The 14,123-nt window shown below is 69.1% G+C and carries 17 protein-coding genes and 1 tRNA gene; 8 read left to right on the forward strand and 10 right to left on the reverse strand.

From position 1 onward, the window contains the following. Nucleotides 1-257: 257 nt before the first annotated feature. Nucleotides 258-641 (reverse strand): hypothetical protein, encoded by a 384-nt coding sequence (locus ACTZQ5_RS07355; protein ID WP_443584525.1) that lies wholly within the window; start codon nucleotides 639-641, stop codon nucleotides 258-260. 47 nt (nucleotides 642-688) lie between these two features. Between ACTZQ5_RS07355 and ACTZQ5_RS07360 the strand changes: the two genes are divergently transcribed. Continuing rightward, nucleotides 689-1,132: a c-type cytochrome gene (locus tag ACTZQ5_RS07360; RefSeq protein WP_443584526.1), complete on the forward strand. Its 444-nt coding sequence runs from the start codon at nucleotides 689-691 to the stop codon at nucleotides 1,130-1,132. A gap of 165 nt (nucleotides 1,133-1,297) precedes the next feature. Here ACTZQ5_RS07360 and ACTZQ5_RS07365 read toward each other — a convergent pair whose 3' ends face one another. From ACTZQ5_RS07365 to pgi, 6 genes are all read right to left on the reverse strand, one after another. After that, a complete protein-coding gene (locus ACTZQ5_RS07365) occupies nucleotides 1,298-2,494 on the reverse strand; it encodes an acetyl-CoA C-acyltransferase (protein ID WP_443584527.1) in 1,197 nt (398 codons plus the stop codon). Nucleotides 2,495-2,563: 69 nt separating this feature from the next. Next, complete coding sequence (gene gorA / locus ACTZQ5_RS07370) at nucleotides 2,564-3,910, reverse strand: glutathione-disulfide reductase (protein ID WP_443584528.1); 1,347 nt, start codon at nucleotides 3,908-3,910, stop codon at nucleotides 2,564-2,566. After that, nucleotides 3,910-4,323: a type II toxin-antitoxin system VapC family toxin gene (gene vapC / locus ACTZQ5_RS07375; RefSeq protein ID WP_443584529.1), complete on the reverse strand. Its 414-nt coding sequence runs from the start codon at nucleotides 4,321-4,323 to the stop codon at nucleotides 3,910-3,912. The genes gorA and vapC overlap by 1 nt, the downstream gene beginning before the upstream one ends. Further along, nucleotides 4,320-4,511: a type II toxin-antitoxin system VapB family antitoxin gene (locus ACTZQ5_RS07380; protein ID WP_443584530.1), complete on the reverse strand. Its 192-nt coding sequence runs from the start codon at nucleotides 4,509-4,511 to the stop codon at nucleotides 4,320-4,322. Before ACTZQ5_RS07380 ends, vapC begins: the two co-directional genes overlap by 4 nt. 44 nt (nucleotides 4,512-4,555) lie before the next feature. Further along, a complete protein-coding gene (locus ACTZQ5_RS07385) occupies nucleotides 4,556-4,939 on the reverse strand; it encodes a DUF4174 domain-containing protein (protein ID WP_443584531.1) in 384 nt (127 codons plus the stop codon). Nucleotides 4,940-4,973: 34 nt separating this feature from the next. Beyond that, entirely contained in the window at nucleotides 4,974-6,464 is a 1,491-nt protein-coding gene (pgi, locus tag ACTZQ5_RS07390) for a glucose-6-phosphate isomerase (protein ID WP_443584532.1), read from the reverse strand. Nucleotides 6,465-6,596: 132 nt separating this feature from the next. Between pgi and lepB the strand changes: the two genes are divergently transcribed. The 3 genes from lepB to era all read left to right on the forward strand — a co-directional run bounded on the left by lepB (nucleotide 6,597) and on the right by era (nucleotide 9,259). Continuing rightward, complete coding sequence (gene lepB, locus ACTZQ5_RS07395; protein WP_443584533.1) at nucleotides 6,597-7,412, forward strand: signal peptidase I; 816 nt, start codon at nucleotides 6,597-6,599, stop codon at nucleotides 7,410-7,412. A 41-nt stretch (nucleotides 7,413-7,453) separates the two neighbouring features. Continuing rightward, nucleotides 7,454-8,077 (forward strand): ribonuclease III, encoded by a 624-nt coding sequence (gene rnc / locus ACTZQ5_RS07400; RefSeq protein ID WP_443584534.1) that lies wholly within the window; start codon nucleotides 7,454-7,456, stop codon nucleotides 8,075-8,077. Between the two features lie 282 nt (nucleotides 8,078-8,359). After that, nucleotides 8,360-9,259, forward strand: a complete 900-nt coding sequence (era, locus tag ACTZQ5_RS07405) for a GTPase Era (RefSeq protein ID WP_443584535.1) — start codon at nucleotides 8,360-8,362, stop codon at nucleotides 9,257-9,259. An 88-nt stretch (nucleotides 9,260-9,347) separates the two neighbouring features. Here the strand turns inward: era and ACTZQ5_RS07410 are convergent, their stop codons facing one another. Then, the gene (locus ACTZQ5_RS07410; protein WP_443584536.1) at nucleotides 9,348-10,052 is read right to left on the reverse strand and encodes an NAD-dependent deacylase; all 705 of its coding nucleotides are present in this window, start codon (nucleotides 10,050-10,052) and stop codon (nucleotides 9,348-9,350) included. Between the two features lie 218 nt (nucleotides 10,053-10,270). On the opposite strand from ACTZQ5_RS07410, the gene dapB reads away from it, so the two are divergent. The 3 genes from dapB to ACTZQ5_RS07425 all read left to right on the forward strand — a co-directional run bounded on the left by dapB (nucleotide 10,271) and on the right by ACTZQ5_RS07425 (nucleotide 11,775). Next, the gene (gene dapB / locus ACTZQ5_RS07415; protein WP_443584537.1) at nucleotides 10,271-10,999 is read left to right on the forward strand and encodes a 4-hydroxy-tetrahydrodipicolinate reductase; all 729 of its coding nucleotides are present in this window, start codon (nucleotides 10,271-10,273) and stop codon (nucleotides 10,997-10,999) included. A gap of 13 nt (nucleotides 11,000-11,012) precedes the next feature. Beyond that, nucleotides 11,013-11,654 (forward strand): endonuclease III, encoded by a 642-nt coding sequence (nth, locus tag ACTZQ5_RS07420; protein ID WP_443584538.1) that lies wholly within the window; start codon nucleotides 11,013-11,015, stop codon nucleotides 11,652-11,654. Nucleotides 11,655-11,698: 44 nt separating this feature from the next. Further along, nucleotides 11,699-11,775 (forward strand) — tRNA-Arg (locus ACTZQ5_RS07425). 107 nt (nucleotides 11,776-11,882) lie between these two features. On the opposite strand, the gene ACTZQ5_RS07430 is transcribed toward ACTZQ5_RS07425, so the two are convergent. Further along, nucleotides 11,883-12,116: a hypothetical protein gene (locus ACTZQ5_RS07430; protein ID WP_443584539.1), complete on the reverse strand. Its 234-nt coding sequence runs from the start codon at nucleotides 12,114-12,116 to the stop codon at nucleotides 11,883-11,885. A 227-nt stretch (nucleotides 12,117-12,343) separates the two neighbouring features. Here ACTZQ5_RS07430 and ACTZQ5_RS07435 point away from each other — a divergent pair, with 227 nt between their 5' ends. Continuing rightward, nucleotides 12,344-13,096, forward strand: coding sequence for an SDR family NAD(P)-dependent oxidoreductase (locus ACTZQ5_RS07435; RefSeq protein ID WP_443584540.1), 753 nt, complete (start codon nucleotides 12,344-12,346; stop codon nucleotides 13,094-13,096). 13 nt (nucleotides 13,097-13,109) lie between these two features. Here the strand turns inward: ACTZQ5_RS07435 and ACTZQ5_RS07440 are convergent, their stop codons facing one another. After that, nucleotides 13,110-14,063 carry a LysR family transcriptional regulator gene (locus tag ACTZQ5_RS07440; protein WP_443584541.1) on the reverse strand — a complete coding sequence of 318 codons (954 nt, stop codon included), beginning with the start codon at nucleotides 14,061-14,063 and terminating at the stop codon, nucleotides 13,110-13,112. Between the last annotated feature and the right edge of the window lie 60 nt (nucleotides 14,064-14,123).

The raw sequence follows: 14,123 nt of genomic DNA on the forward strand, positions 1-14,123 counted from the left end.
GGCCTTGTGGCCCTATGCCGGAACGGTCACGCTGTCCGCGCCCGGGTCGGGTGGCCACCCGACCCGGGCATCCCGCTCATCGCGGAACGTCCCCTCCCTACACCCTTTCCAACAGACAATGCCGGACCTAGTCCGGCATCCACCGTGCCGCATACCCATAATCTATTGATTCTGCGGCACGGTGGACCCCGGACCAAGTCCGGGGTGACGAAGGATGCCGGGAATGGCATGCCCCTTCCCCCCAAAGCCGGCAGCCATCATCGCCATATGCGATAACCGGCGAGGCGCACCGCGCGTTTCGCCTCGGCCCGCAGCAGGCGCGTATCGACGCGGTCCAGCATCGCCCGGTAACTGCGCTCCTCCTCCGGGCTCAGCGCGACGCTGCGACGCAGGATCATGCCGATGCCGTCGCCGACCCGGATCAGGTCCTGCTGCATGAACGCCGCCTGTCCGCGCGACAGGATGCGCGCCCGCTGCCGCCGCTCGATGCGCAGCGCTGTCCCGGCCAGCCGCTGCGCGAAATAGGCATGCTGCCGCGCGCCTTGCGCCGAAAGCGTGACCGTGCGCGTTGGCTGCGGCAGCGGGTGCGCCGGTTGCGGCACCATGGCGGCGAGCAGGGCGAGGGCGAACAGACGTGGCATGGCGCCGGAGCATAAGGCGAACAGGTAAACAGGACCGAAACGGCCTGATGAGCCGTGATGCCATGCGATGGACGATCACGCTCACCGCGGCCGTGCTGCTGACCGCCTGCACCAACGACGATCGTGAGGCGCGCCGGCGCGCTGCGGGTCCGTCCCCCGATCCGGCGGCGCTGCTGCGGGTCGCCAGCCCGGCGGCGGGCCAGCGCCTGTTCGGCCGCTGCGCCGCCTGCCACGCGATCCGACGCGGCGCCCCCGATCGCAACGGCCCCAACCTGTTCGGCGTGATGGGCAACGATATCGCCGGCACCAGCCCGCGCTTCGGCTATACCGCGGCGCTCCGCCAGGTCGGAGGCCGCTGGACGCCCGCCCGGATGGACGCCTGGCTCGCCGCCCCGCAACGCTTCGCCCCCGGCACCTCGATGGGCTTCCCCGGCCTTGCCGATCCGCTCGATCGCGCCGACGTCATCGCCTACCTCCAGGCGCAGCGGTGAACAGCGGGGCAGTGGTGTTCACGCGAAGCCGCAAAGACGCGCAGATGTCTCGCGCGCCAGCGCCCTTGCACGTCACCAGCCGATGATGAAGGGCGGCATGAGCGGCCAGGCGTGCCCCCTTCGCGGCTTCGCGCGAACCCGATTGCCCGCCTTCGCCAAAACGCCTCACACGATCTCGAACAACCCCGCCGCGCCCATGCCGCCGGCGGTGCACATCGTCACCACCACCCAGCGCACGCCGCGCTTGCGCCCCTCGATCAGCGCATGGCCGACCAGCCGGCTGCCCGACATGCCGAACGGATGCCCGACCGCGATCGCACCGCCGTTGACGTTGTAGCGTTCCGGGTCGATCCCCAGCGTGTCCCGGCAATACAGGCATTGCGACGCGAAGGCCTCGTTCAGCTCCCACAATCCGATATCCGCCACCGACAGCCCGGCGCGCGCGAGCAGCTTCGGCACCGCGAACACCGGCCCGATCCCCATCTCGTCCGGCCCGCAGCCCGCCGCCTGGAAACCGCGATAGATGCCCAGGATGTCCTTGCCCTCCGCTTCCGCGGTCGCCCGGTCCATCAGTATCTGTGCGGAGGCGCCATCGGACAATTGGCTGGCATTGCCGGCGGTGACATATTCACCAGGTCCGCTGAAGGCGCCGCCCGCCCACACCGTCTTCAGCCCGGCGAGCGCTTCGGCCGTCGTGCCGGGACGGATGCCTTCGTCCTGCGTCACCGTCACCGTCTCGCTGCCCGTCCGGTTGCCCGCCTTGTCGAACAGCGCCTTTTCGACGGTGATCGGCACGATCTCCTCGGCGAAAGCCCCGTTGGCGAGCCCCGCGGCGGCGCGCTGCTGGCTCGCGGCGGCATAGGCGTCCTGCGCCGCGCGGCTGATGCCGTAACGCGCCGCGACGATCTCCGCCGTCTCGATCATCGGGATATAGGCGGCCGGCTCCCGCGCGACGACGCTCTGGTTGACGTAGCGGGGGGCATCCTTGGTGACGGTATGGCTGATCGATTCCATGCCGCCGGCCAGCGCCACGTCCGCCTCGCCGCACATGATCGTCCGCGCCGCCAGCGCCACCGCGTTGAGGCCCGATCCGCATTTGCGGTCGAGCGTGAACGCCGGCACGCTTTCCGGCAGGCCGCCCGCGAACACCGCCATCCGCCCGGCATTGCCGCCGGTCGTCCCCCATTGGTTGCCGACGCCCCAGAAGATGTCGTCGATCCGCGCCGGATCGATGCCGGCGCGATCGATCGCCGCGTTCATCACATGCCCGGCGAGCACCGGCGCCTCGGTCGCATTGAACGCGCCGCGATAGGCCTTGCCGATGCCCGTCCGGGCGGTGGAAACGATCGCAGCGTCACGCATCGGGCAGGCCTTTTCAAGGATCGGGTACGGCCATGCCTTACCCGCGATCCCGCTGCGGGGGAAGCCGCGCTACTTCATCAGCACCAGCTCTTCCGCCATCGTGGGATGCAGCGCGACCGTTTCGTCGAACTGCGCCTTGGTGAGGCCCGCCTTCACTGCGATTGCGGCGGCTTGCAGGATTTCGGGTACGTCCGGCCCGATCATATGCAGCCCGACGATCCGCCCCGTTTCGCCGTCGCACACCATCTTGTAGAGCGCCCGCTCGTTGCGCCCGGCCAGCACGTTCTTCATCGGCCGGAAATCGGACGAATAGACGCTGATCGATCCCAGCTTCTGCTTCGCCTCGCTCTCGGTCATGCCGACGCCGGCGAGCGGCGGGTGGCTGAACACCGCGGAGGGGATCGTGGCATAGTCGACCGTGGTCGGCTTGCCGCCGTAATAGGTGTCGGCGAACGCCTGCCCCTCGCGGATCGCGACCGGGGTCAGCTGGATGCGGTTGGTCACGTCGCCGATCGCGAAGATGCTCTCGACGCTCGACCGGTTGTGGTCGTCGACCACCACCGCGCCTTTCTCCAGCGCCACGCCCGCCTCTTCGAGCCCCAGGTCTTCGGTATTCGGCACGCGGCCGGTGGCGAACATCACCATGTCGACCGTCACCGGCTCGTGGCCCGACATGCGGACGGTCAGGCAGCCGTCGTCGCTCTTGTCGATGCCTTCGAAATTGGCGTCGAAGCGGAATTCCAGCCCCTTCATCATGCTGATCTGCAACAGCCGGTCGCGGATCGACAGGTCGTAGCCGCGCAGGATGTCCTGCGTCCGGTTCATGATGATGACGTGCGCGCCGAACTGGTGGAAGATGCCGGCGAACTCGTTGGCGATATAGCCGGCACCGGCGATCAGCACGCGCTTGGGGATCGCATCGAGGTGGAATGCCTCGTTGCTGGTGATGCCGTATTCGGCACCGGGGCACTTTGGCACCGCCGGCCGCGCGCCGACCGCGATCAGGATGCGTTCGGCGGTCTTCTCCGTCCCGTCGGCCAGCCGGACGCTGTGCGGGCCGGTCACGGTGGCGCGCTGGTGGATGATCTCGACGCCATGCGTCTCCAGCGTCTGGGTATAGGCGCCGTTGATCCGGTCGACCTCGGCCAGCACATTGTCGCGCAGCGTCGTCCAGTCGAACGCGCACTGGTCGGGCACCTGCCAGCCGAAGCGCTTGGCATCCTTCAGGTCCTCGGCGAAATGCGCGCCGTACACGAGCAGCTTCTTGGGCACGCAGCCGCGGATCACGCAGGTGCCGCCGACGCGATATTCCTCCGCCACCGCCACGCGCGCGCCGTGCGCCGCCGCGACCCGGCTCGCCCGCGTGCCCCCCGACCCCGCGCCGATGACGAAAAGGTCGTAATCATAGTCGGACATCAATTCACTCCGGTGGTCTCTGCCATCGCCGACCGCAGGCCGAGATGCTGCACGAAGGGATCGAAATCCCGATCGCTGTATAACAAGGGAAGCCGGTCGAGGATGCAGCGCGTCGCGATCAGCGTATCGATGGTCTTGCGGATGGTGATGCCGAGGCCGCGCAGGTGGCGGTAGTTGCGGGCGGCCTCCACGGCCATATACCGGTCGCTGATCTCGATATGGTCGAACGCCGTCGTGATGCGTTGGATTTCATGCGCCTGTGTGTCGCTGCGGCAGCCTTGAAGCATCTCCATCAGGACGAGGTCGCCGACGATGACCTCCCCCAGATCGATCTTTTCTGCCAGAACCGCGACCTGACGGGTTGGCGCATCGACGAAGAAGTCCAGCCAGACGCTGGTGTCGACCAGGATCAATCGCGCCGCATGGCGTCGAGATCGCCATCCCATTCGACCTTGCCACGCAGGTTGTGCATTTCGCGTTGACGGGCCAGCCTCAGGGCCGTGCGCAGCGCCTCGTCTATCGCCGCGCTCTCGCTGGTGACGTTGAACGCCTCCATGACCTTGGCCATCAGCTGCTCGTCGATCTCGATGTTGGTCCGCATGTGTACCGCTCCGCTCGACCCGACACATAGCGATCCGCGAACGGTCAATCCAGTCGCGCCCGCCGCATCGGCATCGCGTCGATCGTCTCCGCCAGTGTCTCGGCGGGGATCGGCGATCCGGCGCGCATCTTCTCGCCGCCGTCCTTGCCGATCAGGATCGCGACGAAGCGATCCCGCGGCAACCGGTGGCGCGTGCGCAGGGCGGCGGCGCTGTCGGTCGCCCCGGTCACGCGGTCGCCGATGACGGTGACGATCGCGAGGTCCCGCTCGCGCGCGCCCTTGTCCCAGCCGGCGAGCGCCCGGCGCTGCCCGGCGATCCCGGCATCGTCCGCGGCCGGTGCCGCGACCAGCAGCACCCGCTTGTGCCAGCGCATCTCGGCGAGCGTGGTCGGTGCGGCCAGCGCCGCGGCGAGCAGGATCGGGATCATCGCGCCTCAACGCGCGACGATCCCGTTCGCTGCCTCAATCCAGCCGGGCGCGGCGGATCAGGTCGGTGGTGGAGGGGTCGAACGACTGCCCGCCCTGGTCGGCCGCCTTGGCCATCTCCTTGCCCAGCTCGACGCCGAACTGGTCGAAGGAATTGATGCCGAGCAGCACCCCGTTCACGAACACGCGATGCTCGTAGAAGGCGATCAGCGCCCCCAGCGTCCGCGGATCGAGCGTGTCGAGCAGCAAGGTCGACGACGGCCGGTCGCCCGAATAGCTGCGCGCCGGGTCCTCCGCCTGCTTGCCCTTCATCAGCGCCGCCCCTTGCGCAAAGGCATTGAGCAGCAGCTGCCGGTGATGATCCTCGGCCAGCGTATCGCCCGGCTCGATCACCGCGATGAACTCCACCGGCACCAGGTGCGTGCCCTGGTGGAGCAGCTGGAACACCGCATGCTGCGCATCGGTGCCGACGCCGCCCCAGGTGATCGCCGCGGTCGGTCGCCCGACCGGCTGCCCATCGACGGTCACGCCCTTGCCGTTCGATTCCATCTCCAGCTGCTGGAGGTAGCTCGGCAGCAGCCGCAGCCGCTCGTCATAGGCGAAGGGTGCCCGCGTCTCGGCATGGCGGACCTGCGTGTAATAGAGGTCGGCGAACGCGGCGAGCGCCGGCGCGTTCTCGTGCAGCGCGGTCAGCCGGAAATGGCGGTCCATCTCCGCCGCGCCCTCCAGCAGCTCCTCGAACGCGCCCCAGCCCAGCGCCACCGCCGCCGGAAAGCCGATCGAAGACCACAAGGAATAGCGCCCGCCGACGCCTTCGCTGAACGGCAGGATGCGCGTCTCGTCGACGCCCCATTCCATCGCCTTGTCGGGCGAGGCGGTGAGCGCGATCACCTTGCCATAGGGGTCCTCGACGCCATGCTCGGTCATCCACTGCAGCGCGGATGCGGCGTTCAGCATCGTCTCGGTCGTGGTGAACGTCTTGCTCGCCACCACCACCAAGGTCGCGGCCGGATCGAAATCCTTGATCGCATCCTCCAGCGCGACGCCATCGACGTTGGAGACGATCGCCACGTCATAGCGCTTGTCCTCGCGCCCCAGCGCATCGACCAGCAGGTGCGGCCCCAGCGCCGATCCGCCGATGCCGATATGCAGCACGTGGCGCACGTCGCCCAGCGCACCCGCCTCGATCGCGTCGATCAGCGACCGCATCCGCTCGTGGAGTTTCCGGGCGCGCGCGACGCTCTCGGGGTTGCCCTCGCCGCGTTCGGCGGTGTGCTCGACCGGGCGGTCCTCGGTGACGTTGACGTGGCTGCCGCCGAACATGGCATCGCGCTTGCCCGCCAGGTCCTTCGCCTGGGCGAGCGCCGCGAACGCCTGCACCGCGTCCTGCGTCAGGTGCGTCTTCGACCAGTCGAAGTGGATGCCCGCCACGTCCAGGCTGAATGTCGCCAGCCGGTCGCCGTCCGCCTCGAACAGGTCGGTAAGCTTGGGGGAGGGCAGGGCTTCGATCGCGGACCAGTCGCTCATGTTCGCATTCCATCCTTCGGGGAGGGGGGAGTCGTGACAGTCCCGTATCGAACCAGCCGGTGCGGGCAAGCCCTTCGGTGCGATGCGGGACGACTGGTGAGGACGCACAGGGAGCGCTAAGGCTCCCGGCCTATGGCCGACACACAGGTACCACCCAAGCCGCAGCGCTCCGAAACCGCCGAGACGATCCGCTTCCTGGTGAAGCTGGCGATCGCCGTGCTGATCCTCAGGAGCTTCATCTTCGCGCCTTATTCGATTCCCTCCGAATCGATGCTGCCGCGGCTGCTGATCGGCGACTATCTGTTCGTCACCAAGTGGAATTACGGCTATTCGCGCTGGTCGCTGCCCTATGGCTTCCCGCCGATTCCGGGCCGCATCCTCGGCCGCGATCCGACCCGCGGCGACGTCGTCGTCTTCCGTTCGCCCGAACCCGACGACCATGACGTCATCAAGCGCGTGATCGGCCTGCCCGGCGACACCATCCAGGTCCGCCGCGGCCAGGTGATCCTCAACGGCCGCGCCATCCCCAAGCAGCGCGTCGCCGATTTCGTGCTGCCGCTGTCCGACAATTTCGACGCGCAGAAATGCGGCGCGACCTTCGTCGACGTCGATGCGAAGGGCACGCCGATCTGCCGCTACCCGCGCTTCCGCGAGACGCTGCCGAACGGCAAGAGCTACATGGTGCTCGATCAGGCGGAGATCCCGCAGGCGGACGATACCGGCCTCTACACCGTGCCGGCGGGCGACGTGTTCCTGATGGGCGACAACCGCGACGACAGCGCCGACAGCCGCTTCCCCGCGCCGCTCGGCATGGGCTACATCCCGATGGAGCGGATCGAGGGCAAGGCCGTCGTCACCTTCTTCTCCACCAACGGCGATGCGCATTGGTACAATCCGGTCAGCTGGTTCACCGCCGCACGCTGGAACCGGATAGGAGAGGGCTTCTGAACACCGCCTTTCGCGACTGGCTAGCCGGCCTGTTCGGCCGCATGCCTGCCGATCTCGCCCCGTACGAGCGCGCACTGACCCACGGCAGCCAGGCGGCGGCCAATTACGAACGGCTCGAATTCCTCGGCGACCGCGTGCTCGGCCTCGTCATGGCCGAATGGCTGTGGGAATTGTTCCCCAAGGAGGCGGAGGGGCAGCTGTCCAAGCGCCTCAATGCGCTGGTCACCGGCGCGGTCTGCGCCGACGTCGCCCGCACCCTCGGCGTGCGCGCCCACCTGCGCCTCGGCAAGCAGGCGCGCGACGATGGCGCCTACGAAAGCGACAACATCCTCGGCGACGTGATGGAGGCGCTGATCGGCGCCTGGTATCGCGAAGCCGGCCTCGACGCCGCCCGCACCTTCGTCCGCCGCGCCTGGGCCAGCCGCGTGCACAGCACGGACAAGGCGCCGCAACACCCCAAGTCCGCGCTACAGGAATGGGCCGCCGCCGCCGGCCGCCGCCCGCCGGAATACAGCATCGTCGACCGCTCCGGCCCCCACCACGCCCCCCGCTTCACCGTCCAGGTCAGGATCGGCACCTTCGCCGACGCCACCGCCACCGGCACCAACAAACAGGAAGCGGAAACGGCCGCCGCCAAGGCCCTGCTGGCGAAGGTCACACCGTAAAGCGATGACATGATTACGCTTCACGTCGTCATTGCGAGCGCAGCGAAGCAATCCAGGGCGTCCTGGTCCGGCTCTGGATTGCTTCGCTGCGCTCGCAATGACGGGTAGAAATGGTGTCGTTCCTGATTTAGCCCCCCTTCGGCGCAGCCGGGGAGGTGGATCCTTTGTGCAGCGACATGGCGGAGGGGGCCTTCCTCACGCTGCGTGCCTGCCGCTTTGCCTCCCACGGCTTTGGGAGGAATTGATGTCGCCCGGTCGTCCAACTGATCGTAAGAAAGTCCCATGACCCAAACCCAACATTGCGGCCTCGTCGCCGTGGTCGGCGCGCCCAACGCCGGCAAGTCCACGCTGGTCAACGCCCTCGTCGGCCAGAAGGTCGCGATCGTCAGTCCCAAGGCGCAGACGACGCGCACCAAGCTTCTGGGCGTCGCCATCCAGGATGATGCGCAGATCCTGCTCGTCGACACCCCCGGCATCTTCGAACCGCAGCGCCGGCTCGACCGCGCGATGGTGTCGGCGGCGTGGAGCGGCACCGAGGGCGCCGACCTCATCGCCCTCGTCGTCGACGGCAAGGGCGGCATCGGCCCCAAGGTCGAACGCATCGCCGAGGCGCTGAAGGACCGGCCGGAACCCAAGATCCTCGTCCTCAACAAGGTCGACGTCGCCGACAAGCCCAAGCTGCTGCTGCATGCCGAAAAGCTCAACGCGCTGCTGCACTTCGCCGACACCTGGTTCGTCTCGGCGCAGACCGGCGACGGCCTTGCCGAACTGAAATCGGCGCTCGCCGCCGCGATGCCGGCCGGGCCGTGGCATTATCCGGAAGACCAGGTGTCCGACGCCACCGAACGCGCGCTGGCAAGCGAGGTGACGCGCGAACAGCTCTACCTCCAGCTCCACGCCGAACTGCCCTACGCCAGCACCATCGAGACGGAGAAATACAGCGAGCGCGAGGATGGATCGGTCGAAATCCACCAGCAGATCCTCGTCGAACGCCCGACGCAGCGCGCGATCGTGCTCGGCAAGGGCGGCGCCCGCATCCGGGAAATCGGCGCCCGCGCCCGCACCGAACTCGCCGGCATCCTCGGCGCGCCCGTCCACCTCTACCTCCACGTCAAGGTCAAGCCCGGCTGGGACGAGGACCGCGACGTCTACCGCGACATCGGCCTCGACTGGGTGGAGTGAGCCCCAAGTCCTCCCCTGCACCGCAGGGGAGGGGGACCGCGGCCGCAGGCCGTGGTGGAGGGGCAGCCGCAGGCGAGACGCCGGCCCCTCACACCTCCGCCAGCACCGCCTCCACCCACGCCGGCACCAGCACCCCCGCCGCGCCCAGCCGCGTCTCGCCGAACCAGCCGCTGCCCGCCGACCGCTCCAGGTTCAGCTCCAGCGTCTCCGCGCCATAGGCCTCCGCCAGCTGCACGAACCCCGCCGCCGGATAGACCGCGCCCGACGTGCCGATCGACACGAACAGGTCGCAGGCCGCCAGCGCCGCCTCGATCCGCTCCATCTGGTAGGGCATCTCGCCGAAGAAGACGATGTCGGGCCGCAGCGCCGGCGAGCCGCAATCCGGGCATTCCATGTCGGGCGGCAGCGCGCCGGTCCAGCCATGGCGGATGCCGCAGGCGCCGCACAGTGCCGATTGCAATTCGCCATGCATGTGCAGCAGCCGCGCCGCGCCCGCCCGCTCGTGCAAGTCGTCGACGTTCTGCGTCACGATCAGCAGCTCGCCCGGGCATTCCCGGTCCAGCCGCGCCAGCGCCCGATGCGCCGCATTGGGCTCCACGGTTTCCAGCGCCGCGCGCCGGAGATCGTAGAAGCGATGCACCAGCTCAGGATTGCGCGCCAGCGCCTCGGGCGTGCAGACGTCCTCGACGCGATGCCCCTCCCACAGCCCGCCGGGGCCGCGAAAGGTGGCGATGCCCGATTCGGCGGAGATGCCGGCGCCGGTCAGGACGACGATGTTGCGGATGCGGCTCATGCCCATCGCCTATCATCCCCCGCCCGCCGCAGGAACCGCTGACGGCCGCGCGATAGGATCGCCGCGCCATAACGTCGTGCCGATCCAGGCGGTTAGCCGAAAGCCTGTCCTATGCCCCGATCTTGTGCCACACGCCGATGCATGACCTCCACCGCACCGCGCCCGGACCGCCGACACACAGTGCGTGGGCGAGACTTTTGTGACCTTTGGAGCCGCGCATGACCGCGATCGGCATCTACGGCAGCGGCGGCCGCATGGGCCGCGCCATCGCGGCGCAGATCGAGGCGGAGGGCGCCCGCCTCGCCGGCGGCGTCGACACGGACGGTGATCCCGCCGCGCTGGCGCGCAGCGCCGACGTGCTGGTCGATTTCTCCGCGCCCGGCGCGCTCGAACACCATCTCGCCATCGCCCGCGCCGCCCGCACGCCGATCGTCATCGGCACCACCGGCCTCAGCCAGGCGCAGCATGCCGCGATCGACGCCGCCGCCGCCGAGATCGCGGTGCTGCAGACCGGCAACACCTCGCTCGGCGTCACGCTGCTCGCGCAGCTGGTCCGCGAGGCGGCGGCCCGTCTCGGCACCGACTGGGATATCGAGATCGTCGAGAGCCACCACCGTCACAAGGTCGACGCGCCATCGGGCACCGCCATCCTGCTCGGCGAGGCGGCGGCAGCGGGGCGGGGGACGACCCTGTCCGAACTGCGCGTCGACGGCCGCGCCGGCCTCACCGGCGCGCGGACCGAAGGGACGATCGGGATGGCCAGCTTGCGCGGCGGATCGATCGTCGGCGACCACCATGTCGTCTTCGCCAGCGAGGGCGAGCGTATCGAGCTGTCGCACCTCGCGCAGGACCGCGGCATTTTCGCGCGTGGTGCGGTGCGCGCGGCGCTGTGGCTCGCCGGCCGGCCCGCCGGCCGCTATCGCATGGGCGACGTGCTCGGCCTGTGAGAAAGGCGCGCGCGTGAAAAAGGCAGACGTCTTCGAATTCTACCGCCGGCTGGCAGAGGCCAATCCGCATCCCGAAACCGAGCTAGAATCGGGCAATCCCTTCCAGCTGCTCGTCGCCGTCGTCCTCTCGGCCCAGGCGACCGACGCCGGCGTCAACAAGGCGACGCGCGCGCTGTTCGCCGAGGTCCACACCCCCGAACAGATGGTGGCGCTCGGCCTCGATGCGCTGAAGCACCACATCCGCACCATCGGCCTCTTCAACACCAAGGCGAAGAACGTCATCGCCCTGTCGCAGGCGCTGATCGCCGATCACGCCAGCCAGGTCCCCGCCGACCGCGACGCGCTGGAGCGCCTGCCCGGCGTCGGCCGCAAGACCGCCAACGTCGTGATGAACGTCGCCTTCGGCGCGGAAACCTTCGCGGTCGACACCCACATCTTCCGCGTCGGCAACCGCACCGGCCTCGCCCGCGGCAAGACGCCGCTCGCCGTCGAGCTGAAGCTCGATCTTGCGACGCCGCAGCCCTTCCGCCTCCACGCCCACCACTGGCTGATCCTGCACGGCCGCTACGTCTGCAAGGCGAGGCGTCCCGAATGCTGGCGCTGCATCGTCGCCGACCTGTGCGCCTACAAGCCCAAGACCCCGCCACCCGCATAAACCGCTGGCGCCCGCCGCCCGCCTTTGCTAGGCGGACCCCCCAGGCACCCGTAGCTCAGCTGGATAGAGCGCTGCCCTCCGAAGGCAGAGGCCACAGGTTCGAATCCTGTCGGGTGCGCCAGCACGCATTTCTGGTCCCTCGCCTGCGGGCGAAGATCTTGCGCCGGTGCAACACGCCCCTGAAGGCAGGCGGCAAGCCGGCGCCCGATCATATCAGGTGTTCAGCGCTCAGCGGCCGGCGGGCCGGCGACTTCCTCGTCCATTCGCGTCGGCGCTGCTTTGATTCGCGGCGTCGATCTCGGCCCACTCGGCCTCCGTGTGGCATTCACTGACCTTGAAGCGGCTGCCCGTCGGGTTGGTCTGTCGACAGACCTTTTTTTCCTTCTTGGGCTTGGCGTCCTGTGCCGGCGCCACGCCGGGCAGGGCAATAGCGACGAGTGCTGCTGTGAGGATGAGCTTCATGACGCGTTTGACTCCTTGGAAGAGGCCAAAGTTAACAGCAATCTCAATGCCATGGAAAGGCGTTCCGCGCCCGGTGCGTTGAAAGACGATCGGCAGTCCCCAACCGGTGCCGGTGGCGCCACACTCGGCGCCCGTGCGCAGGCATCGCCGCGACGTGGCGGGTGACAGGCGGCTTCACCGCACGCATCGCGCGCGCTACTGGGCTGTCCCCACACGTGAGAGGCAGCATGACCCAGACGGCATTCATCACCGGTGCGACATCCGGTATCGGCGCGGCGGCGGCGGAGGCGTTCGTGGGCGCAGGGTGGCGGGTGGTCGCGACCGGCCGGCGTGCGGAGCGGCTGGATGCGTTGCGCGCCAGGCTGGGCGAGGAGGCGGTGCATACCCTCGCGTTCGACGTGGCCGACGATGCGGCGATGGCGGCGGCGCTGGACGGGTTGCCGGCGGATTGGCAGGCGATCGACCTGCTGGTCAACAACGCGGGGCTCGCGCTCGGTACGAAGCCGGCGCAGGATGCGCGGATGGACGACTGGCGCACGATGATCGCCACCAACGTCACCGGCCTCGTCGCCCTGACCCACCGGCTGCTGCCGGGGCTGATCGCGCGGAGGGGGGCGATCATCAACCTGTCGTCGGTGGCGGCGACCTACCCCTATGTCGGCGGCAACGTCTACGGCGGTACCAAGGCGTTCGTGGAGCAATTCTCGCTCGGCCTGCGGTCCGACCTGCATGGCACGGGCGTGCGCGTCACCTCGATCGAACCGGGGATGGTCGAGACGGAATTCACCACCGTGCGCACCGGCGGGGATCAGGCCGCTTCCGATGCACTGTACCGCGGTGCCGAGCCGATGACGGCGGCGGACATCGCGGCGACCATGCTGTGGGTGGCGACGCTGCCGGCGCACCTCAACATCAACCGCCTGGAACTGATGCCGGTCAGCCAGTCGTTCGCCGGTTTCCAGGTGGCGCGGGCAGGATAGGGCGCGCGGCCCTCTATGCGCCAACCAGCGCGGCGTCTGGATGGGGGAGGGGCGCGCCCGGCTGCGCCGCCGTGGCGCAGGGATCGCGCAGGCGGGCGGACAGGAAGGCGATCAGCGCCTCGACGCGCGCCGGGCGCAGCGGGCTCGGCGGCGTCAGGATGTGGAGGCCGATCGGCGCCGGCGCCCATTCGGGCAGGAGAACGCGCACCGCGCCGCTAGCGATATACGGTCCGACGATGAAGCCCGGCAGCCGGACGATGCCGAGCCCGGCGACGAGCGCGGGCAGCAGCGCCTCGCCGCTGTTGGCGGTAAGCGGCCCGCTCGCCCGCACCGCCACCTCGCGCCCGTCGGCATGGCTGAACCGCAAGGGGCCGGCGACATTGGAATAGCCGAGCACGCGATGGCCGGCGAGGTCGGTGGGGTGCTGCGGCGTGCCATGCGCGTCGAGATAGGCGGGCGCGGCGACTAGGTGCGCCGCGATATCGCACAGCCGCCGCGCGCGCAGGCTGCTGTCGGGCAGGTCGCCGATGCGCAGCGCGACGTCGAACCCTTCCGCAACGATGTCGACCCGCGCATCGGAGCAGTGGAGGTCGATCTCCACCGCCGGATGCTCGGCCAGGAAGGCGGCGATGAGTGGCGCGACGTTGCTGATCCCGAAGCTCATCGGGGTGGCCAGCCGGACCCGGCCGGTCGGCGCGCTGGCGGCATCGCGCGCGGCCTCTTCGGCGGCCTTGGCCTCGGCGAGGATGCGCGCGGCATGGTCGGCGAGCGGCTTGCCCGCCTCGGTCAAGGCGAGGTGGCGTGAGGTGCGGTGGAACAGCGACTGGCCGATCTGCGCCTCCAGCCGGGTGATCGCCTTGGATACCGTCGCCTTGCTGAGGCCGATCGCATCGGCCGCGCCGCTGAACGAGCGATGCTCGACGACGGCGGCGAAGATCGCCCAGGCTTCCAGGTCAGGCAGGCGCATGCGAACGGTGTCTCCGGGTGGTGGCAGGAACTTAGCGTGGAAACGATCGGTTTCCACGCT

This window comes from Sphingomonas cellulosilytica (assembly GCF_052321755.1).
Classification (GTDB): domain Bacteria; phylum Pseudomonadota; class Alphaproteobacteria; order Sphingomonadales; family Sphingomonadaceae; genus Sphingomonas.

Bases quoted from the DNA above. Each gene is read 5' to 3' on its own strand.
- ACTZQ5_RS07355 (WP_443584525.1), bottom strand. From the start codon at position 641: ATGCCACGTCTGTTCGCCCTCGCCCTGCTCGCCGCCATGGTGCCGCAA.
- ACTZQ5_RS07360 (WP_443584526.1), top strand. From the start codon at position 689: ATGAGCCGTGATGCCATGCGATGGACGATCACGCTCACCGCGGCCGTG.
- ACTZQ5_RS07365 (WP_443584527.1), bottom strand. From the start codon at position 2,494: ATGCGTGACGCTGCGATCGTTTCCACCGCCCGGACGGGCATCGGCAAG.
- gorA (WP_443584528.1), bottom strand. From the start codon at position 3,910: ATGTCCGACTATGATTACGACCTTTTCGTCATCGGCGCGGGGTCGGGG.
- ACTZQ5_RS07380 (WP_443584530.1), bottom strand. From the start codon at position 4,511: ATGCGGACCAACATCGAGATCGACGAGCAGCTGATGGCCAAGGTCATG.
- ACTZQ5_RS07385 (WP_443584531.1), bottom strand. From the start codon at position 4,939: ATGATCCCGATCCTGCTCGCCGCGGCGCTGGCCGCACCGACCACGCTC.
- pgi (WP_443584532.1), bottom strand. From the start codon at position 6,464: ATGAGCGACTGGTCCGCGATCGAAGCCCTGCCCTCCCCCAAGCTTACC.
- lepB (WP_443584533.1), top strand. From the start codon at position 6,597: ATGGCCGACACACAGGTACCACCCAAGCCGCAGCGCTCCGAAACCGCC.
- rnc (WP_443584534.1), top strand. From the start codon at position 7,454: ATGCCTGCCGATCTCGCCCCGTACGAGCGCGCACTGACCCACGGCAGC.
- era (WP_443584535.1), top strand. From the start codon at position 8,360: ATGACCCAAACCCAACATTGCGGCCTCGTCGCCGTGGTCGGCGCGCCC.
- ACTZQ5_RS07410 (WP_443584536.1), bottom strand. From the start codon at position 10,052: ATGAGCCGCATCCGCAACATCGTCGTCCTGACCGGCGCCGGCATCTCC.
- dapB (WP_443584537.1), top strand. From the start codon at position 10,271: ATGACCGCGATCGGCATCTACGGCAGCGGCGGCCGCATGGGCCGCGCC.
- ACTZQ5_RS07430 (WP_443584539.1), bottom strand. From the start codon at position 12,116: ATGAAGCTCATCCTCACAGCAGCACTCGTCGCTATTGCCCTGCCCGGC.
- ACTZQ5_RS07435 (WP_443584540.1), top strand. From the start codon at position 12,344: ATGACCCAGACGGCATTCATCACCGGTGCGACATCCGGTATCGGCGCG.
- ACTZQ5_RS07440 (WP_443584541.1), bottom strand. From the start codon at position 14,063: ATGCGCCTGCCTGACCTGGAAGCCTGGGCGATCTTCGCCGCCGTCGTC.